This window comes from Vibrio sp. J2-3(2022), assembly GCF_021725735.1.
Classification (GTDB): domain Bacteria; phylum Pseudomonadota; class Gammaproteobacteria; order Enterobacterales; family Vibrionaceae; genus Vibrio; species Vibrio diabolicus.
Window position 1 is genome coordinate 726,109 of the sequence record NZ_JAKKCK010000002.1, and the last position, 17,709, is coordinate 743,817.

At 43.3% G+C, this 17,709-nt stretch carries 14 protein-coding genes; 5 read left to right on the forward strand and 9 right to left on the reverse strand.

Annotated elements, in window-relative coordinates; translation table 11 throughout:
• Positions 1-15: 15 nt before the first annotated feature.
• The 4 genes from L3V27_RS11335 to topA form a co-directional block, all read right to left on the reverse strand.
• Positions 16-819: an alpha/beta hydrolase gene (locus L3V27_RS11335; protein ID WP_006742124.1), complete on the reverse strand. Its 804-nt coding sequence runs from the start codon at positions 817-819 to the stop codon at positions 16-18.
• A 110-nt stretch (positions 820-929) separates the two neighbouring features.
• On the reverse strand, positions 930-2,387 hold the full coding sequence (gene glgA, locus L3V27_RS11340; RefSeq protein ID WP_074191078.1) for a glycogen synthase GlgA: 1,458 nt from the start codon (positions 2,385-2,387) through the stop codon (positions 930-932).
• Complete coding sequence (gene glgC, locus L3V27_RS11345; protein ID WP_104971468.1) at positions 2,377-3,594, reverse strand: glucose-1-phosphate adenylyltransferase; 1,218 nt, start codon at positions 3,592-3,594, stop codon at positions 2,377-2,379. Before glgC ends, glgA begins: the two co-directional genes overlap by 11 nt.
• A gap of 610 nt (positions 3,595-4,204) precedes the next feature.
• Positions 4,205-6,835: a type I DNA topoisomerase gene (topA, locus tag L3V27_RS11350; protein ID WP_237311878.1), complete on the reverse strand. Its 2,631-nt coding sequence runs from the start codon at positions 6,833-6,835 to the stop codon at positions 4,205-4,207.
• A 437-nt stretch (positions 6,836-7,272) separates the two neighbouring features.
• Between topA and L3V27_RS11355 the strand changes: the two genes are divergently transcribed.
• Positions 7,273-7,521 (forward strand): YciN family protein, encoded by a 249-nt coding sequence (locus L3V27_RS11355; RefSeq protein WP_005387884.1) that lies wholly within the window; start codon positions 7,273-7,275, stop codon positions 7,519-7,521.
• 65 nt (positions 7,522-7,586) lie between these two features.
• On the opposite strand, the gene aroA is transcribed toward L3V27_RS11355, so the two are convergent.
• Positions 7,587-8,867: a 3-phosphoshikimate 1-carboxyvinyltransferase gene (gene aroA / locus L3V27_RS11360; RefSeq protein WP_104971467.1), complete on the reverse strand. Its 1,281-nt coding sequence runs from the start codon at positions 8,865-8,867 to the stop codon at positions 7,587-7,589.
• A 290-nt stretch (positions 8,868-9,157) separates the two neighbouring features.
• On the reverse strand, positions 9,158-9,634 hold the full coding sequence (locus L3V27_RS11365) for a glycine zipper 2TM domain-containing protein (RefSeq protein ID WP_085343563.1): 477 nt from the start codon (positions 9,632-9,634) through the stop codon (positions 9,158-9,160).
• A gap of 39 nt (positions 9,635-9,673) precedes the next feature.
• Here L3V27_RS11365 and aat point away from each other — a divergent pair, with 39 nt between their 5' ends.
• From aat to infA, 3 genes are all read left to right on the forward strand, one after another.
• Positions 9,674-10,381, forward strand: coding sequence for a leucyl/phenylalanyl-tRNA--protein transferase (gene aat / locus L3V27_RS11370; protein WP_237311879.1), 708 nt, complete (start codon positions 9,674-9,676; stop codon positions 10,379-10,381).
• Positions 10,378-11,079, forward strand: coding sequence for an arginyltransferase (locus L3V27_RS11375; RefSeq protein WP_145474280.1), 702 nt, complete (start codon positions 10,378-10,380; stop codon positions 11,077-11,079). Before aat ends, L3V27_RS11375 begins: the two co-directional genes overlap by 4 nt.
• Before the next feature lie 81 nt (positions 11,080-11,160).
• A complete protein-coding gene (gene infA / locus L3V27_RS11380; RefSeq protein WP_001040192.1) occupies positions 11,161-11,379 on the forward strand; it encodes a translation initiation factor IF-1 in 219 nt (72 codons plus the stop codon).
• Positions 11,380-11,514: 135 nt separating this feature from the next.
• Here infA and clpA read toward each other — a convergent pair whose 3' ends face one another.
• Both clpA and clpS read right to left on the reverse strand, forming a co-directional pair.
• Positions 11,515-13,782 (reverse strand): ATP-dependent Clp protease ATP-binding subunit ClpA, encoded by a 2,268-nt coding sequence (gene clpA / locus L3V27_RS11385; RefSeq protein WP_005390700.1) that lies wholly within the window; start codon positions 13,780-13,782, stop codon positions 11,515-11,517.
• A gap of 50 nt (positions 13,783-13,832) precedes the next feature.
• Entirely contained in the window at positions 13,833-14,153 is a 321-nt protein-coding gene (clpS, locus tag L3V27_RS11390; protein WP_031780157.1) for an ATP-dependent Clp protease adapter ClpS, read from the reverse strand.
• A 704-nt stretch (positions 14,154-14,857) separates the two neighbouring features.
• Here clpS and cspD point away from each other — a divergent pair.
• Positions 14,858-15,076 (forward strand): cold shock domain-containing protein CspD, encoded by a 219-nt coding sequence (gene cspD, locus L3V27_RS11395; RefSeq protein ID WP_005378407.1) that lies wholly within the window; start codon positions 14,858-14,860, stop codon positions 15,074-15,076.
• Between the two features lie 187 nt (positions 15,077-15,263).
• Here the strand turns inward: cspD and L3V27_RS11400 are convergent, their stop codons facing one another.
• Positions 15,264-17,489 (reverse strand): NADP-dependent isocitrate dehydrogenase, encoded by a 2,226-nt coding sequence (locus L3V27_RS11400; RefSeq protein ID WP_237311880.1) that lies wholly within the window; start codon positions 17,487-17,489, stop codon positions 15,264-15,266.
• Positions 17,490-17,709: the final 220 nt, after the last annotated feature.

The window sequence follows — 17,709 nt, forward strand, 5'->3', positions numbered from 1 at the left end:
TCGATTTATTCAGCGCTAAGCAGAAACCGTTTGCTGCTTAATAAATTCGATGGAATGTTGATTGAAATCTTCAGGGCGCTCAACATTACAAACATGACCACAGTTTGGGATCTCTCGTAAAACACTAAGCTTATGCGCCGCAACCATTTCTTTAACAGGCTTAATAAACATGTAATCTCTGTCGCCCATTAAATAGAGTGTGGGAATGGGTAACTCTCGATCTTTAAAATACTTCATTAAAGGATTTACATCAGCAGCAAGAATAAACCAACGTTTAAATTCTTTTTGGCAAAGCTTCTTGGCCTCACGAATAAAAAGATGGCGAGACTCTCGCTGGCTTCTCTGTGGCATAACAATGTACGCAAAAAGTTTGTAGAGCCACATGTACGGCAGAATGTGCTTACAAAAATTACCTAATTTAACCAATATTTGAGAACGAGTATTGAGCCTTGTGACAGCGCCACCGAGTACCATTGAACGCACGCGTTCCGCTGATAATTCAGCAAGGTTTCGAACAATAATGGTACCAAGTGACATACCGACAAAATGAGCGGATTGGATCTTTAAATGGTCCAATACTTTCAAAATATCTTGGGTAACTTCAGTAAAGGTATAACGGCTGGCAATGAGCTCTTTAAGTAACTGATTTGACTTTCCATGACCTCTTAAATCGATCAGCAATAAGTTAAAGTGTTGCTTGTAAGCTTTGATTTGCTTGAACCAGATAGAAGAGCTACCGCCAGCACCATGCACAAATACAACCCACTCATGACTAGTAGGGTGCAAATAGGTTTTATGAAAAAGTAGCGGCTGGGTCATATTCAAGTATCAAAAAGGTCGTGCTATTGAGTAAAAAGCCATCCTACCACACTCCCCTTACTCAAGATAATAAAGGCACCTTATTCGGTGCCTTTCGTTACAATTTTAAGTCAATTTAACGCCGAATTGTAAAGTTGCAAATAAGCTTCTGCGGCCTTTTGCCAACAAAAATCTTGTTGCATCGCGTGCAACTGTACTTTATTCACTTCAGGTTCGTTTTGAGCATAGAGCAACAGTGCCCTTAGCATCGTTAACAACAATGCCTGCGGTGTCGGTTCGAAAAAAACAAACCCCGTCGCTTCAGAAGGGTTCACATCATAATCGTTGACGCTGTCTTTTAGACCACCGACACCACGTACTATCGGCAATGTCCCATAAGCCATACTATAGATTTGGTTTAAACCACATGGTTCAAACTCAGAAGGCATCAGAAAGAAATCAGAACCCGCTTCAACGATATGCGCAAGTTCATTATCATAAGCTTCTACGAAGACAAATTTACTAGAAAACTGTGCAGCAACCTCTTCTAGCTGAGCGGCTAGTACAGGGTCTCCGGTCCCAACGACAACTAGTTGAACATCGTGCTTCAAAAAATCGGCCAAAGCAGGCAACAAGTAATGCACACCTTTTTGCTGGGTTAACCGACAAACCATACCGAACATGGCTACATCTTTTTCAGGCAAATTTAGCCGCAGTTGTAATGCTTGTTTACACGCTTTCTTGCCTTGCGTCATACTTTGTTGGTCAGCGCAGTAATTAACTGGCAAGTAAGTATCCGTTTCCGGGTTCCAAGCACTGTAATCACAACCGTTCAAAATACCAACTAAGTCCTGCGCGCGTTGCTGAAACTCCCAAGCCATTCCATGACTGCCAAGCTCTGTTTTGAGTTCCTCTGCGTACGTAGGGCTGACCGCGTTTATCTTATCTGCATTCATTACACCAGCTTTGAGCATCGTAATATGCGTTGCACTCACCGCAGCATCGGGAACGTTTCGACAATGAAACTCTGGCAAGCACTGCACGTCTTCATAACTAAATACGCCTTTAAAGACCGCATTGTGAATTGAAATGACGCTTTTAGTATGAGCAAAAAACGGATCATTGCCATACCTGTGCTTGAGCAAAAATGGAACAAGACCAGTGTGCCAATCGTTCGCGTGTATGATATCCGGCTGAAAAGCAAGCTTTGGCAACATGTCTAAACATGCCGCACTAAAAAACGCAAAGCGCTCACCGTTATCGGTATACGCTTGGTTGTTCTCCGCATACATCGATGGTCGATTGAAATACGGCTGACAATCAATCAGATAAACAGGATTTTGACCTAGCATGAGCCGCAGAACTCGATACTCCGTATGCGGCCATGATGTTAGTTCTGTTTCTAATACAACTTCTGCGTCAGCGAGTTTATCAATACTGCTGTACGCAGGGATGGTAATTCTTACGTCTTGCTGTAGGTTTTGAAGGGCTTCCGGTAGTGCCTTGGCAACGTCTGCCAAGCCACCACTTTTAATGAGACCTTCAACCTCAGAAGCTACAAACAGAATAGATAAGTTGTTAGTAGCCAACTCGAGCTCCTTTCGGAATAACAACAATGCCCTCCTCAGACACGTGGAAGTGTTTTTTATCTTCTTGAAGATTCACACCAATCTGAGTACCAGGGGCAATATCGGCATCCTTATCGACAATCACACGACGTAAAACACAGCCTTCGCCAATTTTCACGTCACCAAGAAGGATACATTCGCTGATATCGCAAGCAGATGCAATATTACTGCGGAACCCAAGCACCGACTTTTCTATTCTTGAGCCTCTGACGTAACTGCCATTACATACCAAACTGTCGATGATCTGAACACGGCCATTATCAGAGTCTGTAAATGTCGCTGGCGGCAATGGAGGATAATAAGTATGCAGCGGCCATTTACGGTTATATAGTGAAAACGGTGCGTCTTTTTCTAGCAGATCCATGTGCGCTTCCCAGTACGCATCAATGGTTCCCACGTCACGCCAATACACCTCTTCTCTTTCGCCGCTGATTTTGTTAGTACTGAAGTCATACACGTACACGTCACCTCGAGGGAACATCTTAGGAATAATGTCCTTCCCAAAATCATGTGATGAAGCTTCATTATCCGCATCTTCAACCAACTCAGAGAATAACACCTGAGCCTCAAAAACGTAGTTACCCATTGAAACTAAAGCGTAATCAGGATCGCCAGGAATCGACTTCGGGTTTGCTGGTTTCTCTTCAAAGCCTACCATGCGACCTTCACTGTCCACTTCGATAACCCCAAATTGCGACGCCTCTTTTAGTGGCATACGCAATGCAGATACCGTGAGAGAAGCCTGTTTCTCTGAGTGGAAATTCAGCATTTGTTTAATATCCATCTTATAGATATGGTCAGAACCAAAAATACAAACTTGATCCGGTTCCTCTAGTTCCATAAAACGGAGGTTTTGATAGATCGCGTCTGCCGTTCCTTCGTACCAACGCTTACCAGTGCGCATTTGAGCAGGAATAGGATCGATAAAGCGGTCAGTGATGCCATTAATGTTCCAGCCCTTTTTTAAATGATGGAACAAAGATTGAGATTTAAATTGGGTGAGGACGTAAATGCGCATTAAATCCGCATTTACAAAATTGTTTAGAGCAAAATCGATCAATCGATAGCTACCACCAAACGGTACCGAAGGTTTACTACGAGATTCTGTTAAAGGTCTCAAACGAGAGCCTTCACCGCCAGCAAGAATCATTCCCAAAACACCAGCCATTTGTTGTTCTCCATATCGTTATAGCTTGGATTTGGTACTCGCTTGAATGAGTCATACTCGGGGAGTCAAGCGAATACATTTACTAACCGTATCAGGAGTTTCTTTGAACTCTTACAACACGATAAAAAAGCTACGGCACTTCCAGTATGCAACGTCCACTCTTTTCTTATTTTTCGACGCAAAATGCACACAGTTGCACTAATTTTTGTAATAAATTATCTAAGCAGGTTCTAAATTACAATTTTTAATACGCCATTCTGTGTTCCATACAGTTCTTGCTTACTCAAGACGATATCTAGATCACACATGCAAAAGCAAACGATTACATTATGAAAACAATTTACGAACGGATTCACTACACCACCGACTTTTTGAGCTTAATATATAACAAATATATGAACGCAAAATGAAAGTTACGACGAATGTTTTTTACATAAAAAATACGTTCACTACTAATAAATCGTGACTCTGGTGTTTTCTAGCGACAATGGTGCTTGTTAAAGTGAGGAAAGGTCGATTAGAGGAAGAATGCGCAGAAGAAAACTGTAGGCCCCTACGCAAAAAAGGCAGCGATATCGCTGCCTTTTTACATTACTTTAATGGTGCATTTTTATGCTTTCGCTTTTTTACGCTTATCTGTGACTTCCCACTTACCTTCAACAAAGAGCGCTGTCCAACCAGATGGTTTGCCGTTCTCTTCCGAACGAACGTAGTTCTCTTTTGTTTTGCGACTAAAGCGTACAACTGCAGGACGACCATCAGGATCTTCTTGCGGTGCGGTCGCTAGGTATTTGAACTTCTCAGGTAAACGCTCTTCAAAACGTGCCAGTTCAGCAACCAAAGGAGCACGTGTCTCGCGCGATTTCGGGAAGTTGCTTGCCGCCATAAATAGACCTGAAGCACCATCACGAAGTACGAAATACGCATCTGAGTTTTCACAAGGCAACTCGGGGAAATGAACAGGATCTTCTTTCGGTGGCGCGACTTCGCCATTCTTCAGAATCTTACGAGTGTTCTTACACGTTTCACTCGTACAGTCCATGTATTTACCAAAGCGACCGTTCTTAAGCACCATATCAGAGCCACATTTGTCACATTCAACAACTGGACCATCATAGCCTTTGACTTTGAACTCACCGTATTCAACAAGGTAACCTTCACAGTTCGGGTTATTACCACAAACATGCATCTTACGCTTGTCATCAATCAGGTACGCATCCATCGCCGTTTCACAGATCGGACAACGCTTTTTAGCACGAAGCGCGGCCGTTTCAACGTCTTCTTCTAAAACGTTAATAATACCTTCTTCGTCACCCAAGTTGATGGTTGTCTTACAACGCTCTTTTGGTGGTAACGCGTAACCAGAACAGCCTAAGAACACACCTGTCGAAGCAGTACGGATACCCATTGGACGGCTACACGTCGGACATTCGATATCCGTCATGACGATATGGTTTAGCTTCATACCGCCTTCTGACTCATCCAATTCCGCTTTTTCAAGATCGCCAGTGAAATCAGCAAAGAAGTTATCTAGCACTGCTTTCCAGTTCACTTCACCTTCAGCGATTTGGTCCAGTTTCTGTTCCATGCGGGCGGTGAAGTCGTAGTTCATTAAATCGTTAAAGCTGTCATCAAGGCGGTCGGTAACAATTTCGCCCATTTTTTCGGCGTAGAAACGACGCTGATCAACTTTTACGTAACCACGATCTTGAATCGTAGAAATGATCGATGCATAAGTCGAAGGACGACCAATACCTCGTTTTTCCAGCTCTTTAACCAGTGCTGCTTCAGTGTAGCGCGCAGGTGGCTTTGTAAAGTGCTGTTTAGGGTCAAGTGACTCTAAGCTTAGCTTATCGCCAAGTTGTACCGCAGGAAGGATTGTATCCTCGCTTTTGCCCATTGGACGTTGTACACGAGTCCAGCCGTCAAATTTAAGGATACGGCCTTTCGCTTTAAGCGTGTATTCTGCTGCTTTTACGCTGATGGTTGTTGAATCGTATTCTGCTGGTGTCATTTGACACGCGACAAACTGATTCCAAATCAAAGCGTAAAGTTTGTGCGCATCAGCATCGACACCTTGCAGGTCTTCCGCTTTAACACCCACATTTGAAGGACGGATCGCTTCGTGCGCTTCCTGTGCCCCTTCTTTACTGCCATACGTCAGCGGTTTCGCTGGTAAATACTTATCACCAAACTCAGAACCAATAAAGTCACGTACAGCGTCCACAGCCTCGGCACTTAGGTTAGTCGAGTCCGTACGCATATAAGTGATGTAACCGGCCTCATAGAGGCGCTGAGCTAGCATCATGGTCTTTTTCACGCCGTAGCCCAGACGTGTACTCGCTGCCTGTTGAAGCGTAGAGGTGATGTAAGGTGCTGAAGGCTTGCTCTTCGTCGGGCGATCTTCACGCTTACATACTTCGTAACTTGCATTCTCAAGCACAGACATCGCTGCTTTGGTTTCTGCCTCATTAACTGGCTTAAACGCAGAACCATCTTTCTGAGCAACAAGTAGTTTAAAGTCCGCTTTGTCTTTCGTTTTCGTATTCGCATGAATATCCCAGAATTCTTCTGGTACAAACGCGTTAATCTCACGCTCACGCTCAACTAATAGTTTCACCGCAACAGACTGCACGCGACCAGCAGATAAACCACGAGCCACTTTCTTCCAAAGTAAAGGTGAAACCATAAAACCAACGACACGGTCCATGAAGCGACGCGCTTGTTGGGCATTAACACCATCCATGTTCAGCTCTCCAGGTGTTTGGAAAGCTTGTTGGATCGCGTTTTTCGTAATTTCGTTAAAAACTACACGTTTGTATCGCTCTTCATCGCCACCGATGATCTCACGAAGGTGCCATGCGATTGCTTCCCCTTCGCGGTCCAAGTCGGTTGCGAGATAAACGCAATCTGCGTCTTTGGCGAGTTTTTGTAGTTCGTTGACAACTTTTTCTTTGCCTGGAAGGATTTGGTAATTCGCTTCCCAGTCATGATATGGGTTAATCCCCATTTTTTTGATCAACGCTTTGCGGTCTTTCTCTTTTTTAACGCGCGCTTTCTCTTCCGGACTCATCCCTTTTGTTGAGATGGCTGCGGCTTTTTTCTCACCAGTGCTTTGACCGGCCGTAGGAAGATCACGCACATGACCAACACTAGACTTAACAATAAAGTCTTTACCAAGGTACTTATTTATCGTCTTTGCCTTGGCTGGTGACTCCACTATAACGAGTGATTTACCCATAACTGACTCTAACGTCCTTCATAATAATGCGGGTAGAAACCTTGTTTAAAGGCCACCCGCATAATGTTCTATTTCATTGCTTCTTTTTTTACTATTGTGCGAGATGAAAAGAAGATCAACTGCTTTTTTGAAATTCAGATCCGATTGGTTGACAATTCATCGTCTTTGTACTTCAAAGAGACAGGGTTCTGAAAGGTATTGAGCGGCATATCTAAACAGGCAAACTTAGCATCCGCTAATCCAATGCAATAAATTTTGTTACCCATCACAAAATAGTTTCGTTCAGTGGCTCTTCCATATCCTCCAACTAATCATACTTACACTCTAAAAATTGATCTGTTTAGGCTAAGTGAACGATTGACTGAATTAATCATGCAAACCCATTTTAGTTGTAGGTATACTCAGCGTTCTTAACTGAAATGAATGGTAGAAAAAGTATGTCTGATAGAACGTTTATCGAAGAGTTCGACCTTCTTTTGATCGCTAACCAAATCATCCAAGAACACGATGATTACATCGAAGGGATGCGAGCAACAAGCGTAGAAGAAAAAGAAGGTGTTTTAGTTTTTAAAGGTGAATACTTCCTTGATGACAAAGGTTTACCAACTTCAAATACGACTGCAGTATTCAATATGTTCAAATACTTAGCGCACCACCTTTCCAAGGAATTTACGCTGGTTAAATAGTAGCGGAAAACAAAAAAAGCCAGAGTGTTATTCACTCTGGCTTTTTTTGTTTCAGGTCAGAATATTTAGCAGCTTAAAGCCTTAAGTTTGTCGAAGTAGTCAGGGAACGTTTTCGACGTACACTTTGGATCGTTAATCGTCACAGGCGTATCACTAAGTGCCACCAGCGAAAAACACATCGCCATTCGATGATCATCGTAAGTATCAATTGCAGCATGCTTTAACTGAGAGACAGGTTTGACAATGATGTAGTCTTCCCCTTCTTCCACTTCCGCACCAACTTTACGTAATTCCGTCGCCATAGCTGACAAACGGTCTGTTTCTTTTACACGCCAGTTATAAACGTTACGAATAGCAGTAGTGCCTTCGGCAAATAGCGCTGTTGTCGCGATGGTCATTGCAGCATCAGGGATATGGTTGTAATCCATATCGATGCCTTTCAATTGACCAGCACGTGAAATTACGTAGTCATCACCCCATTCAATTTCTGCACCCATTTTTTCAAGCGCATCAGCAAATTGAATATCACCTTGAATGCTGTTTTTACCGATACCCGTGACTTTAACTTCTCCGCCTTTGATGGCTGCCGCCGCCAAGAAGTAAGAAGCAGAAGACGCGTCACCTTCAACCAAGAAATCACCTGGAGCGATGTATTGCTGACCGGCAGGAATCACAAACTCTTGATAGTCGTTGTTGATCACATCGACCCCAAACTGCTTCATGATATGCAGGGTGATATCGATATAAGGCTTAGAAACCAACTCGCCTTCGATGTTGATGCGAATTTCACCTTCAGCCAATGGCGCAGACATTAAGAAAGCGGTCAAGAACTGACTTGAAATGGATCCATCGATAGAAACTGTACCTGCTTTTAGACCAGTACCGACTATTTTAAGAGGCGGAAAGTTCTCGTTTTCCATGAACTCAACGTTCGCACCAGCATCTTTCAGTGCCGTGACAAGGTGACCAATTGGACGCTCTTTCATACGAGGTTCGCCCGTCAGTACATACTCCCCTTCTCCAAGACAAAGAGCCGCAGCTAACGGTCGCATCGCAGTGCCAGCATTACCGAGAAATAACTCTACCGGTTCTGAGACAGAAAACGGACGCCCAAGGCCTTCAACGAGACATTCTGTTTTATCTTCGGAAAGTTGGTATTGAACGCCGAGTTTAGTCAGCGCATTCAGCATATGACGGATATCATCACTGTCGAGGAGGTTAGTAAGGCGAGTTCTGCCTTTAGCAAGAGCAGCAAGTAAAAGAGCTCGATTAGAAACGCTTTTAGAGCCAGGAAGATTCACTTCCCCTTGAATTTTATTGATAGGTTGTAACGTTAGGCTTTCCATTAAAAGTTGATAATCCTTTGTGCCCTCAACATACGATTTTTTATGAGAGCTAAACAATTCTTCGTGAATTCAGACTACCCAAAAAAACACGACAAAACCAGAGCAAATCGGCGCTAATTTATGAATATACTCAAGTAGCCTAAAGATGCAGAATTAAAGGCATTGCCAGCGATGTAAATAAGAGCGAAAGAGGCGCGACGAAACAGCAAGCTATTTCGACTTTATTTGACGATAAGCCAGCCCTACTGTGCATGCCTGGTTAGGCTACCTTAGGTTAAAATAACGTAGGATTAATAAGCGATATCAACCCTGACTCCATCATCAAAATATAAGATACGAACTTCATCCCCTCGACTAAATAGCATATTTTTATCAACATCTTGGATAACATTAATCAGCTTGTCGCCCTTCACTTTGATGAGTAGCTCAACTAACTTATATTCAACCGTGTATTGGTAATTACTTTGATTTTGTGCAACCGCTGCACCTGCAAGTGCACCCACTGCCGTCGCAACTTCTCGTCCAGTACCACCACCAAATTGATTGCCGACTAAACCGCCTATTGTGGCACCAAGTAGCGTTTTCCAACCATTATTTTTCGATTGAACGACCTCTTGCTGAGTAATATAACGGACAGAGTCAATCTTCCCATACACCACTTCATTTACCGGCTTGGCAACATTTCTTTCATAGGCTGCGTTGGCGACAAGTGGTAAAAACAGTATGATCCCAAGCCATACTTTTACGATATTTCTTAACCAGGTCATCATAAACTCCTCTGACTCCAATGTTGGTAACGACTTCTTATGGCTATTTATTTAACTGAACTCGATGAAACGTTCAACTTTCCCTCACCCTATAAAGCACTCAGCGATCCCAATGGTTTGCTTGCTTTTGGCGGTGACTTAGATCCCATGAGAATCCTCAATGGTTACTATCAAGGCATTTTCCCTTGGTATGGTCCTGGAGAACCTATTCTATGGTGGAGCCCTTCCCCACGCGCTGTTTTTGATCCCTTAGCGTTTAAACCGTCTAAAAGTCTCAAAAAATTTCAGCGTAAACATAACTATAAAGTAACGCTCAATTTCGCGACAGAAGAAGTGATTAGACTATGTTCATCAACACGTCCTGCAGAGGAAACTTGGCTCAACGAGGAAATGCAAGCGTCTTACATTGAGTTAGCTAAACTTGGTCACTGTCACTCTGTAGAAGTATGGCATGACAACGAGCTCATTGGGGGACTATATGGCATCTGCGTTGGTCAACTTTTTTGCGGAGAGTCGATGTTTAGCCTAAAAGATAACGCATCTAAAATTGCATTGTGGTACTTATGCAACCATTTGGCGTCAAAGCAAGGTCAATTAATCGATTGTCAGGTTATGAACTCGCACTTGGCATCACTTGGCGCATTTGAACTAGAGCGTGACGAGTTTATGCAAAAACTACTATCTTTAAGAGAAAAACAAACACTATTTGATACCTATAAGCCCCAAGTTTTGCAGGATTCAGTATGAGTACGGATATACAACATATTCGAATTGGATTAACGAATAATCACCCTTGCAGTTACTTGCCTGAACGGCAAGAGCGTGTGGCGGTGGCACTTGATGCAGGGCTGCATACTGAAGAAAACTATCAACTGCTGATGGCCAACGGTTTTCGTCGTAGTGGAGATACCATATATAAACCGCACTGCGAGCATTGCACCGCTTGCCAGCCAATTCGAGTCTCGATTCCAGACGTTAGACTATCAAAAAGTCAGAAGAGGCTGCTCAGTAAAGCACAGCCTTTACGTTGGGAAATGAAACCCGAAATGGATGAGGAATGGTTTGCGCTTTACAGTCGGTACATCTGCAAACGGCATAAAAACGGCACTATGTATCCACCAAAGCGTGATGAATTTTATCGGTTTGCCCAAACCAGCTGGTTGACCACTTCATTTTTGCATATTTACGATGAGTCAAATCAATTACTCGCCATTGCGGTAACGGATGTAATGACTCAATGTTCGAGTGCATTTTATACTTTTTTTGACCCTGACTACCCGTTATCTCTTGGCACTTTGGCAGTGCTCTATCAAATAAAATACTGCCAAGAAAACAAACAACAGTGGCTTTATTTGGGTTATCAGATTGATGAGTGTCCAGCAATGAACTATAAAACACGCTTTCAACGCCACCAAAGGCTAGTAAATCAGCGTTGGCGAGGGTAGAATACGCCTCAACTTTACATAATTACTATTTAGCGGCAGAATATAGCCCGCTAATATTGCCTAATTTCTAAAGAGGATTAAATGGCTAAAGAAGACGTAATCGAGATGCAAGGCACGGTCCTTGACACTCTACCAAACACTATGTTCCGTGTTGAACTTGAAAACGGTCACGTTGTGACTGCTCACATCTCTGGCAAGATGCGTAAGAACTACATCCGTATCCTAACGGGTGACAAAGTAACTGTAGAGATGACTCCATACGACCTGTCAAAAGGCCGCATCGTCTTCCGCGCTCGTTAATCTCTGATTTTCGGATGCAATAAAAAACGGAGCAGTTTGCTCCGTTTTTTATTGCATGATTTTTATTTCCGAGTAGGTTCAGACAAACAAAAAGCGCACGATAAAATCGTGCGCTTTTACTTCCCTACGGAGCAATTAATGCATCGCTGCCTCTTTCTCACTCAAATATTCAAATTTAAGTGTGTCATTCACTAGCGTTACTTTCACAGTGCCGCCGTCGACTAGAGAGCCAAACAACAATTCATTAGCCAAAGGTTTCTTAAGTTGCTCTTGGATAACGCGTCCCATTGGGCGAGCACCCATCGCCTTATCATAACCTTTATTCGCTAACCAATGGCGTGCATCTTGCGATACCTCCATTGATACGCCACGAGCATCAAGTTGCACCTGAAGTTCAACAATAAACTTATCAACAACTTGATGGATAACGCTTTCATCAAGGCTGTTAAACCAGATGATGTTATCAAGACGGTTACGGAACTCAGGAGTGAACACCTTCTTAATTTCCGCCATCGCATCGTGACTGTTGTCTTGCTGAATCAAACCAATTGATTTCTTCTCAGTTTCAGCCACACCCGCGTTGGTTGTCATAACGAGGATAACATTACGGAAGTCTGCTTTACGACCGTTGTTGTCCGTTAGCGTACCATTATCCATCACTTGCAATAGCAAATTAAAGATATCTGGATGCGCTTTCTCAATCTCATCAAGCAATACGACTGAATGTGGGTGCTTGATAACAGCGTCTGTCAGCAAACCACCTTGGTCGTAACCGACATAACCAGGAGGTGCACCAATTAAGCGACTCACGGAGTGACGCTCACCATATTCCGACATATCAAAACGAAGTAGCTCGATCCCTAGAAGCTTAGATAGCTGCACCGTCACCTCTGTTTTACCCACCCCAGTAGGGCCAGCAAACAAGAATGAACCAACTGGTTTGTTATCCACGCCCAAACCTGCACGTGTCAGCTTGATCGCTTCGGATAATGCATCAATCGCATTATCTTGACCAAATACCAACATCTTCATCTTGCTATCTAGGTTCTTCAAGATGTCTTTATCTGAAGAAGAAACCGACTTCTCTGGGATTCGTGCCATCTTGGCAACCATCGCTTCGATATCGGCAACACCAACCGTTTTCTTACGGCGGCTTGCAGGAGCAAGACGACTGCGAGCGCCAGCTTCATCAATGACATCAATGGCTTTATCTGGTAAATGACGTTCATTGATGTATTTCGCCGAAAGTTCTACCGCGGCACGCAGTGCTTTATTGGTGTAACGTACTTCATGGTGTGCTTCGTACTTCGGCTTCAAGCCCATCAAGATTTTAGTTGTGTCATCCAGAGAAGGCTCTACAACGTCAATCTTTTGGAAGCGACGGGACAACGCACGCTCTTTCTCGAAAATGTTGCTGTATTCTTGGTATGTAGTCGAGCCGATACAACGCAACTTACCACTACTTAGTAGAGGTTTGATAAGGTTTGCGGCATCAACTTGACCACCAGAAGCCGCACCGGCACCGATGATTGTGTGTATCTCATCGATGAACAAAATTGCATCTTCTTCTTTTTCAAGCTGTTTCAAAATCGCCTTGAAGCGTTTTTCAAAATCACCACGGTACTTAGTACCAGCCAATAGAGAACCAATATCCAATGAGTAAATCACGCTGTTTTGAATAACTTCCGGGACCTGCCCTTCTACAATTCGCCAAGCAAGACCTTCTGCGATGGCTGTTTTACCTACCCCGGCTTCACCCACTAGTAATGGGTTATTCTTGCGGCGGCGGCAAAGTACTTGAATAGTGCGCTCTAGCTCTTTATCGCGACCAATCAGTGGATCGATATTGCCATCTTTAGCGACCTGATTAAGGTTAGTCGCAAAGCTTTCCAAACGTTCTTCAGAATTCGGCTCTTCGACACTCTCTGAACTGAACGAATCTGATGATGGGTCTTCGCTTGCACCTGACGCTTTAGTAATACCATGGGAGATAAAGTTAACAATATCTAATCGGGAGATGTCGTTTTTCTTCAGTAGGTAGGCGGCATGCGACTCTTGCTCACTGAAGATCGCCACAAGCACGTTTGCACCTGTTACTTCGTTGCGGCCAGACGACTGTACATGAAAGACGGCGCGTTGTAGCACACGTTGAAAACTCAAAGTCGGCTGGGTTTCACGCGTCTCATCACTGTCTGGGATAAGAGGCGTAGTTTGATCGATGAATATATCGAGTTCGTTACGTAAAGCGTCAAGATCCGCTTTACAAGCTAAAAGGGCTTCCTTAGCTGCATCATTTTCCAATAATGCAAGTAGGAGGTGTTCGACAGTCATAAACTCGTGGCGTTTATCTCGCGCCCGAGCAAATGCACCGTTAAGGCTTGACTCTAGTTCTTTATTTAGCATAAGTACCTCCCGAAAAAACAACTTGGGTTGTTCGAGCAAGTCTTCTTTGTTTACGCTTGCTCCATAGTGCAAAGTAGCGGATGTTCATTTTCCCTTGCGTACATCGTAACTTGCGCTACTTTTGTTTCGGCAATTTCTGCACTGTATGTACCACAGATTGCCTTTCCTTCATAGTGAATCTTGAGCATGATCTGAGTCGCTTTATCAATGTCATGTGAAAAGAATCGCTCAAGTACCTCTATGACGAAATCCATAGGTGTATAGTCATCATTATTTAGTACAACATTGTACAGCTTAGGTGGCTGAACTTTCGTACTTTCTCGCTCCAGAAGATCAGAGTCCGGAGTGACCCATTCAAAATTTTTACTCATGGCAATTCAAAGATATCGTATCAAAGGGTTGATGTTTTCGACCTATAAAAACAATCTACCACAAGCGTGCAGCGCGGTGTAGTGAGATATGGCACCGAATTCGATCTTTGATCGATAAAAGTTGCTACCTAATATAGAGACTAATGCAGGTCTTGAGGGGGCGCAAATAAAAGATGCTTGTCGATAAGTTACACATTTTTACTTATAAAATAACTTTCTTTTTACCCCCTCCGAGCTATTGCGAAACATCTCTCAGTCTTCTACCGAGATCACACTTCCTAACTGAGAATGGGGTAATTATCACGAAAACTTCATTTTTTATTCAGTTAGAGGATTCATCTATCATAAGCAACACGAACAGTATGGTTTTTCCAGTGAATACTACTTTGCAGGCTAATTGACCAAACTTCCGCGTATATACGAAAAACTGTTTGCAAATTTGTTAATCTCAAAAGTGATTTGTTTTCAATTATGTTTCTGTTTGTTGCTTAATGCTATTGACTGTCGGGATTCATTGACTACAGTGGAAAGTGTTGATGCATAAATCGTCATTTTGAATCCATTTGTTTTTAAGCAGCTTGGTGAATGTGATTTCTCATTGACTAGATGTTTGTTAGCGTTCGCTGACAATAGTAGTACCAGGTTAAAGGTATAACTTGGTTGTCGTAACAACTCAGTAAAAAATGCATGAGGGATGTAAAAGCATGGCTACAGGTACAGTAAAGTGGTTTAACAATGCCAAAGGATTTGGGTTTATTTGTTCAGATGAAGAAGAGGGAGATATCTTTGCCCACTACTCAACTATCCAGATGGACGGTTATCGTACACTGAAAGCAGGCCAACAAGTCTCATACGAGATTGAAAAAGGTCCCAAAGGCTGTCACGCGAGTAGCGTCGTGCCTCTTGAAGGTCAAGCCAAATAATTAGAGCGCTGTCGAAAAATAAAAATATTGCTCTCGAAACGTCATTTTGATGTTCTGAAGAGAAAAATAAACCCGCCAAGATAGCGGGTTTCTTACTATTTGTAGCTTATGAAATACAGATAGACCACATACAAAGTATTGATAAAAGAAGAAACACGCCGAAAGCGACGTGCTCTTTTCATCTATTTTACTTGTTAATGATCGCGTTAAAGGTTTCGCTTGGGCGCATCAACTTAGAAACCAATGCATCATCTAGCAGATAGTAACCGCCCAGTTCTCCTTTCACACCCTGTGCGTTGTTTAGCTCAGCGACGATTTTTTCTTCATGCTCTGACAACGCTTTCGCAATCGGTGCAAACTCAGCAGCGAGATCAGCATCGTCTGTTTGCTCGGCAAGTGCTTTCGCCCAGTAAAGTGCGAGGTAGAAATGACTACCGCGGTTATCTAATTCGCCCACTTTACGTGACGGAGACTTGTTGGTATCTAAAAACTCACCAGTCGCTTTGTCTAGCGTATCCGCCAAAACTTGCGCTTTCGGGTTGTTTGCCACCACACTTAGATGTTCTAGGGATGCAGCTAGTGCTAAGAACTCACCTAAAGAATCCCAACGAAGGTGATTCTCTTTTTCTACTTGTTGAACATGCTTAGGAGCAGAACCACCAGCACCTGTTTCAAATAGACCACCGCCATTCATCAATGGAACGATAGATAGCATCTTAGCTGACGTACCTAACTCTAGAATTGGGAACAGGTCTGTTAGGTAGTCACGAAGAACGTTACCCGTTACAGAGATAGTATCCAGACCCGCTTTCATACGCTCTAGCGAGTACTTACAAGCATCAACAGGAGATAGGATCTTAATCTCTAGACCGTCAGTATCGTGCTCTGGTAAGTAGGTATTTACTTTCTTAATGAGTTCAGCATCGTGCGCACGGTTTTCGTCTAGCCAGAATACGGCTGGAACACCTGTTGCACGTGCGCGAGTCACTGCTAGTTTAACCCAATCTTGGATTGGTGCGTCCTTCACCTGACACATACGGAAGATATCGCCTTCTTCAACCGCTTGCTCTAACAATACGTTACCCGCAGTATCAACAACGCGAACAGTACCCGCTGCGTCTAGAATGAATGTCTTGTCGTGAGAACCATACTCTTCTGCCTTTTGAGCCATTAAGCCAACGTTAGGCACGCTACCCATAGTGGTCGGGTCAAATGCGCCGTGCTCTTTACAGAAATCAATCACCGCTTGGTAAATACCTGCGTAGCTACGATCTGGTATCATCGCTTTGGTGTCTTTTTGTTTACCATCTGGTCCCCACATTTGACCAGAAGAGCGAAGCATTGCTGGCATAGAAGCATCTACAATAATGTCGCTTGGTACATGTAAGTTTGTGATACCACGATCAGAATCAACCATCGCAAGTTCTGGTTGAGTTTGGTAAACCGCTTGAATGGCCGCTTCAATTTCTGCTTTTTGCGCTTCAGGTAGAGACTCAATTTTTGAGTAAACATCACCGATGCCATTGTTTACATCAACGCCTAGCTCTTCAAACAGCTTGCCGTACTTATCGAAAACGTCTTTGTAGTAAACTTTTACTGCATGGCCGAAAATGACAGGGTCAGAAACTTTCATCATTGTCGCTTTCATATGAAGAGACAGCAGCACGTCTTGTGCTTTCGCTCCAGCAATCTCTTTCTCGAAAAATTCAACCAGCGCCTTCTTCTTCATCACTGAAGTGTCAATGACTTCTTTATCTAGTAATGGGAACGCAGACTTGAGCTCTTTAACTGTACCGTCATTACCAACAAACTCGATTTTTACCTCTGTTGCACCAGAGATAGTCGTGGACTTTTCGCTACCAAAGAAGTCATTGTCTGACATGCTCGCAACATGAGACTTAGACTCTGATGACCACGCACCCATTGAATGTGGATTTTTCTTCGCGTAGTTCTTAACCGAAGTTGGAGCACGACGGTCTGAGTTACCTTCACGAAGTACTGGGTTAACCGCACTACCTTTGATTTTGTCGTAAGCCGCTTTAATCGCTTTCTCTTCGTACGTGCTCGGTTCTTCTGGGTAGTTTGGTAAATCGTAACCTTTCGCCTGAAGCTCTTTAATCGCCGCTTTAAGCTGAGGAACTGAAGCTGAAATGTTAGGTAGCTTGATGATATTTGCTTCTGGAGTTTGAGCTAGTTCACCAAGCTCTGTCAACGCATCGCCAATGCGCTGTTCTTCTTTTAGATGCTCTGGGAAGTTAGCGATAATTCGACCTGCTAGTGAAATATCACGAGTATCTACATTGATGCCAGACGATGCTGTGAATGATTGAATGATTGGTAGTAATGAATAAGTTGCTAGCGCCGGCGCTTCATCAGTGATGGTGTAGATAATTGTAGGTTTTTCTGTAGGCATGAAATTTCCCTATTTTTTAATCAACTTGTTGGCTGATCAACTCAGCGTCTGAGTTGGTTTAATTGACGCATTGCTGCACGTTAGCAGTACATGTCTCCTCACTAACGCCACATGCGGTTCGCACTCTTTGTTGTAGTTTGAAGCTCTGGGCTCTGAATCCATGAGTGCACTGATATAATTAAACAAATAACACGAATTAGTCTATCATTCTGTGCGCGTT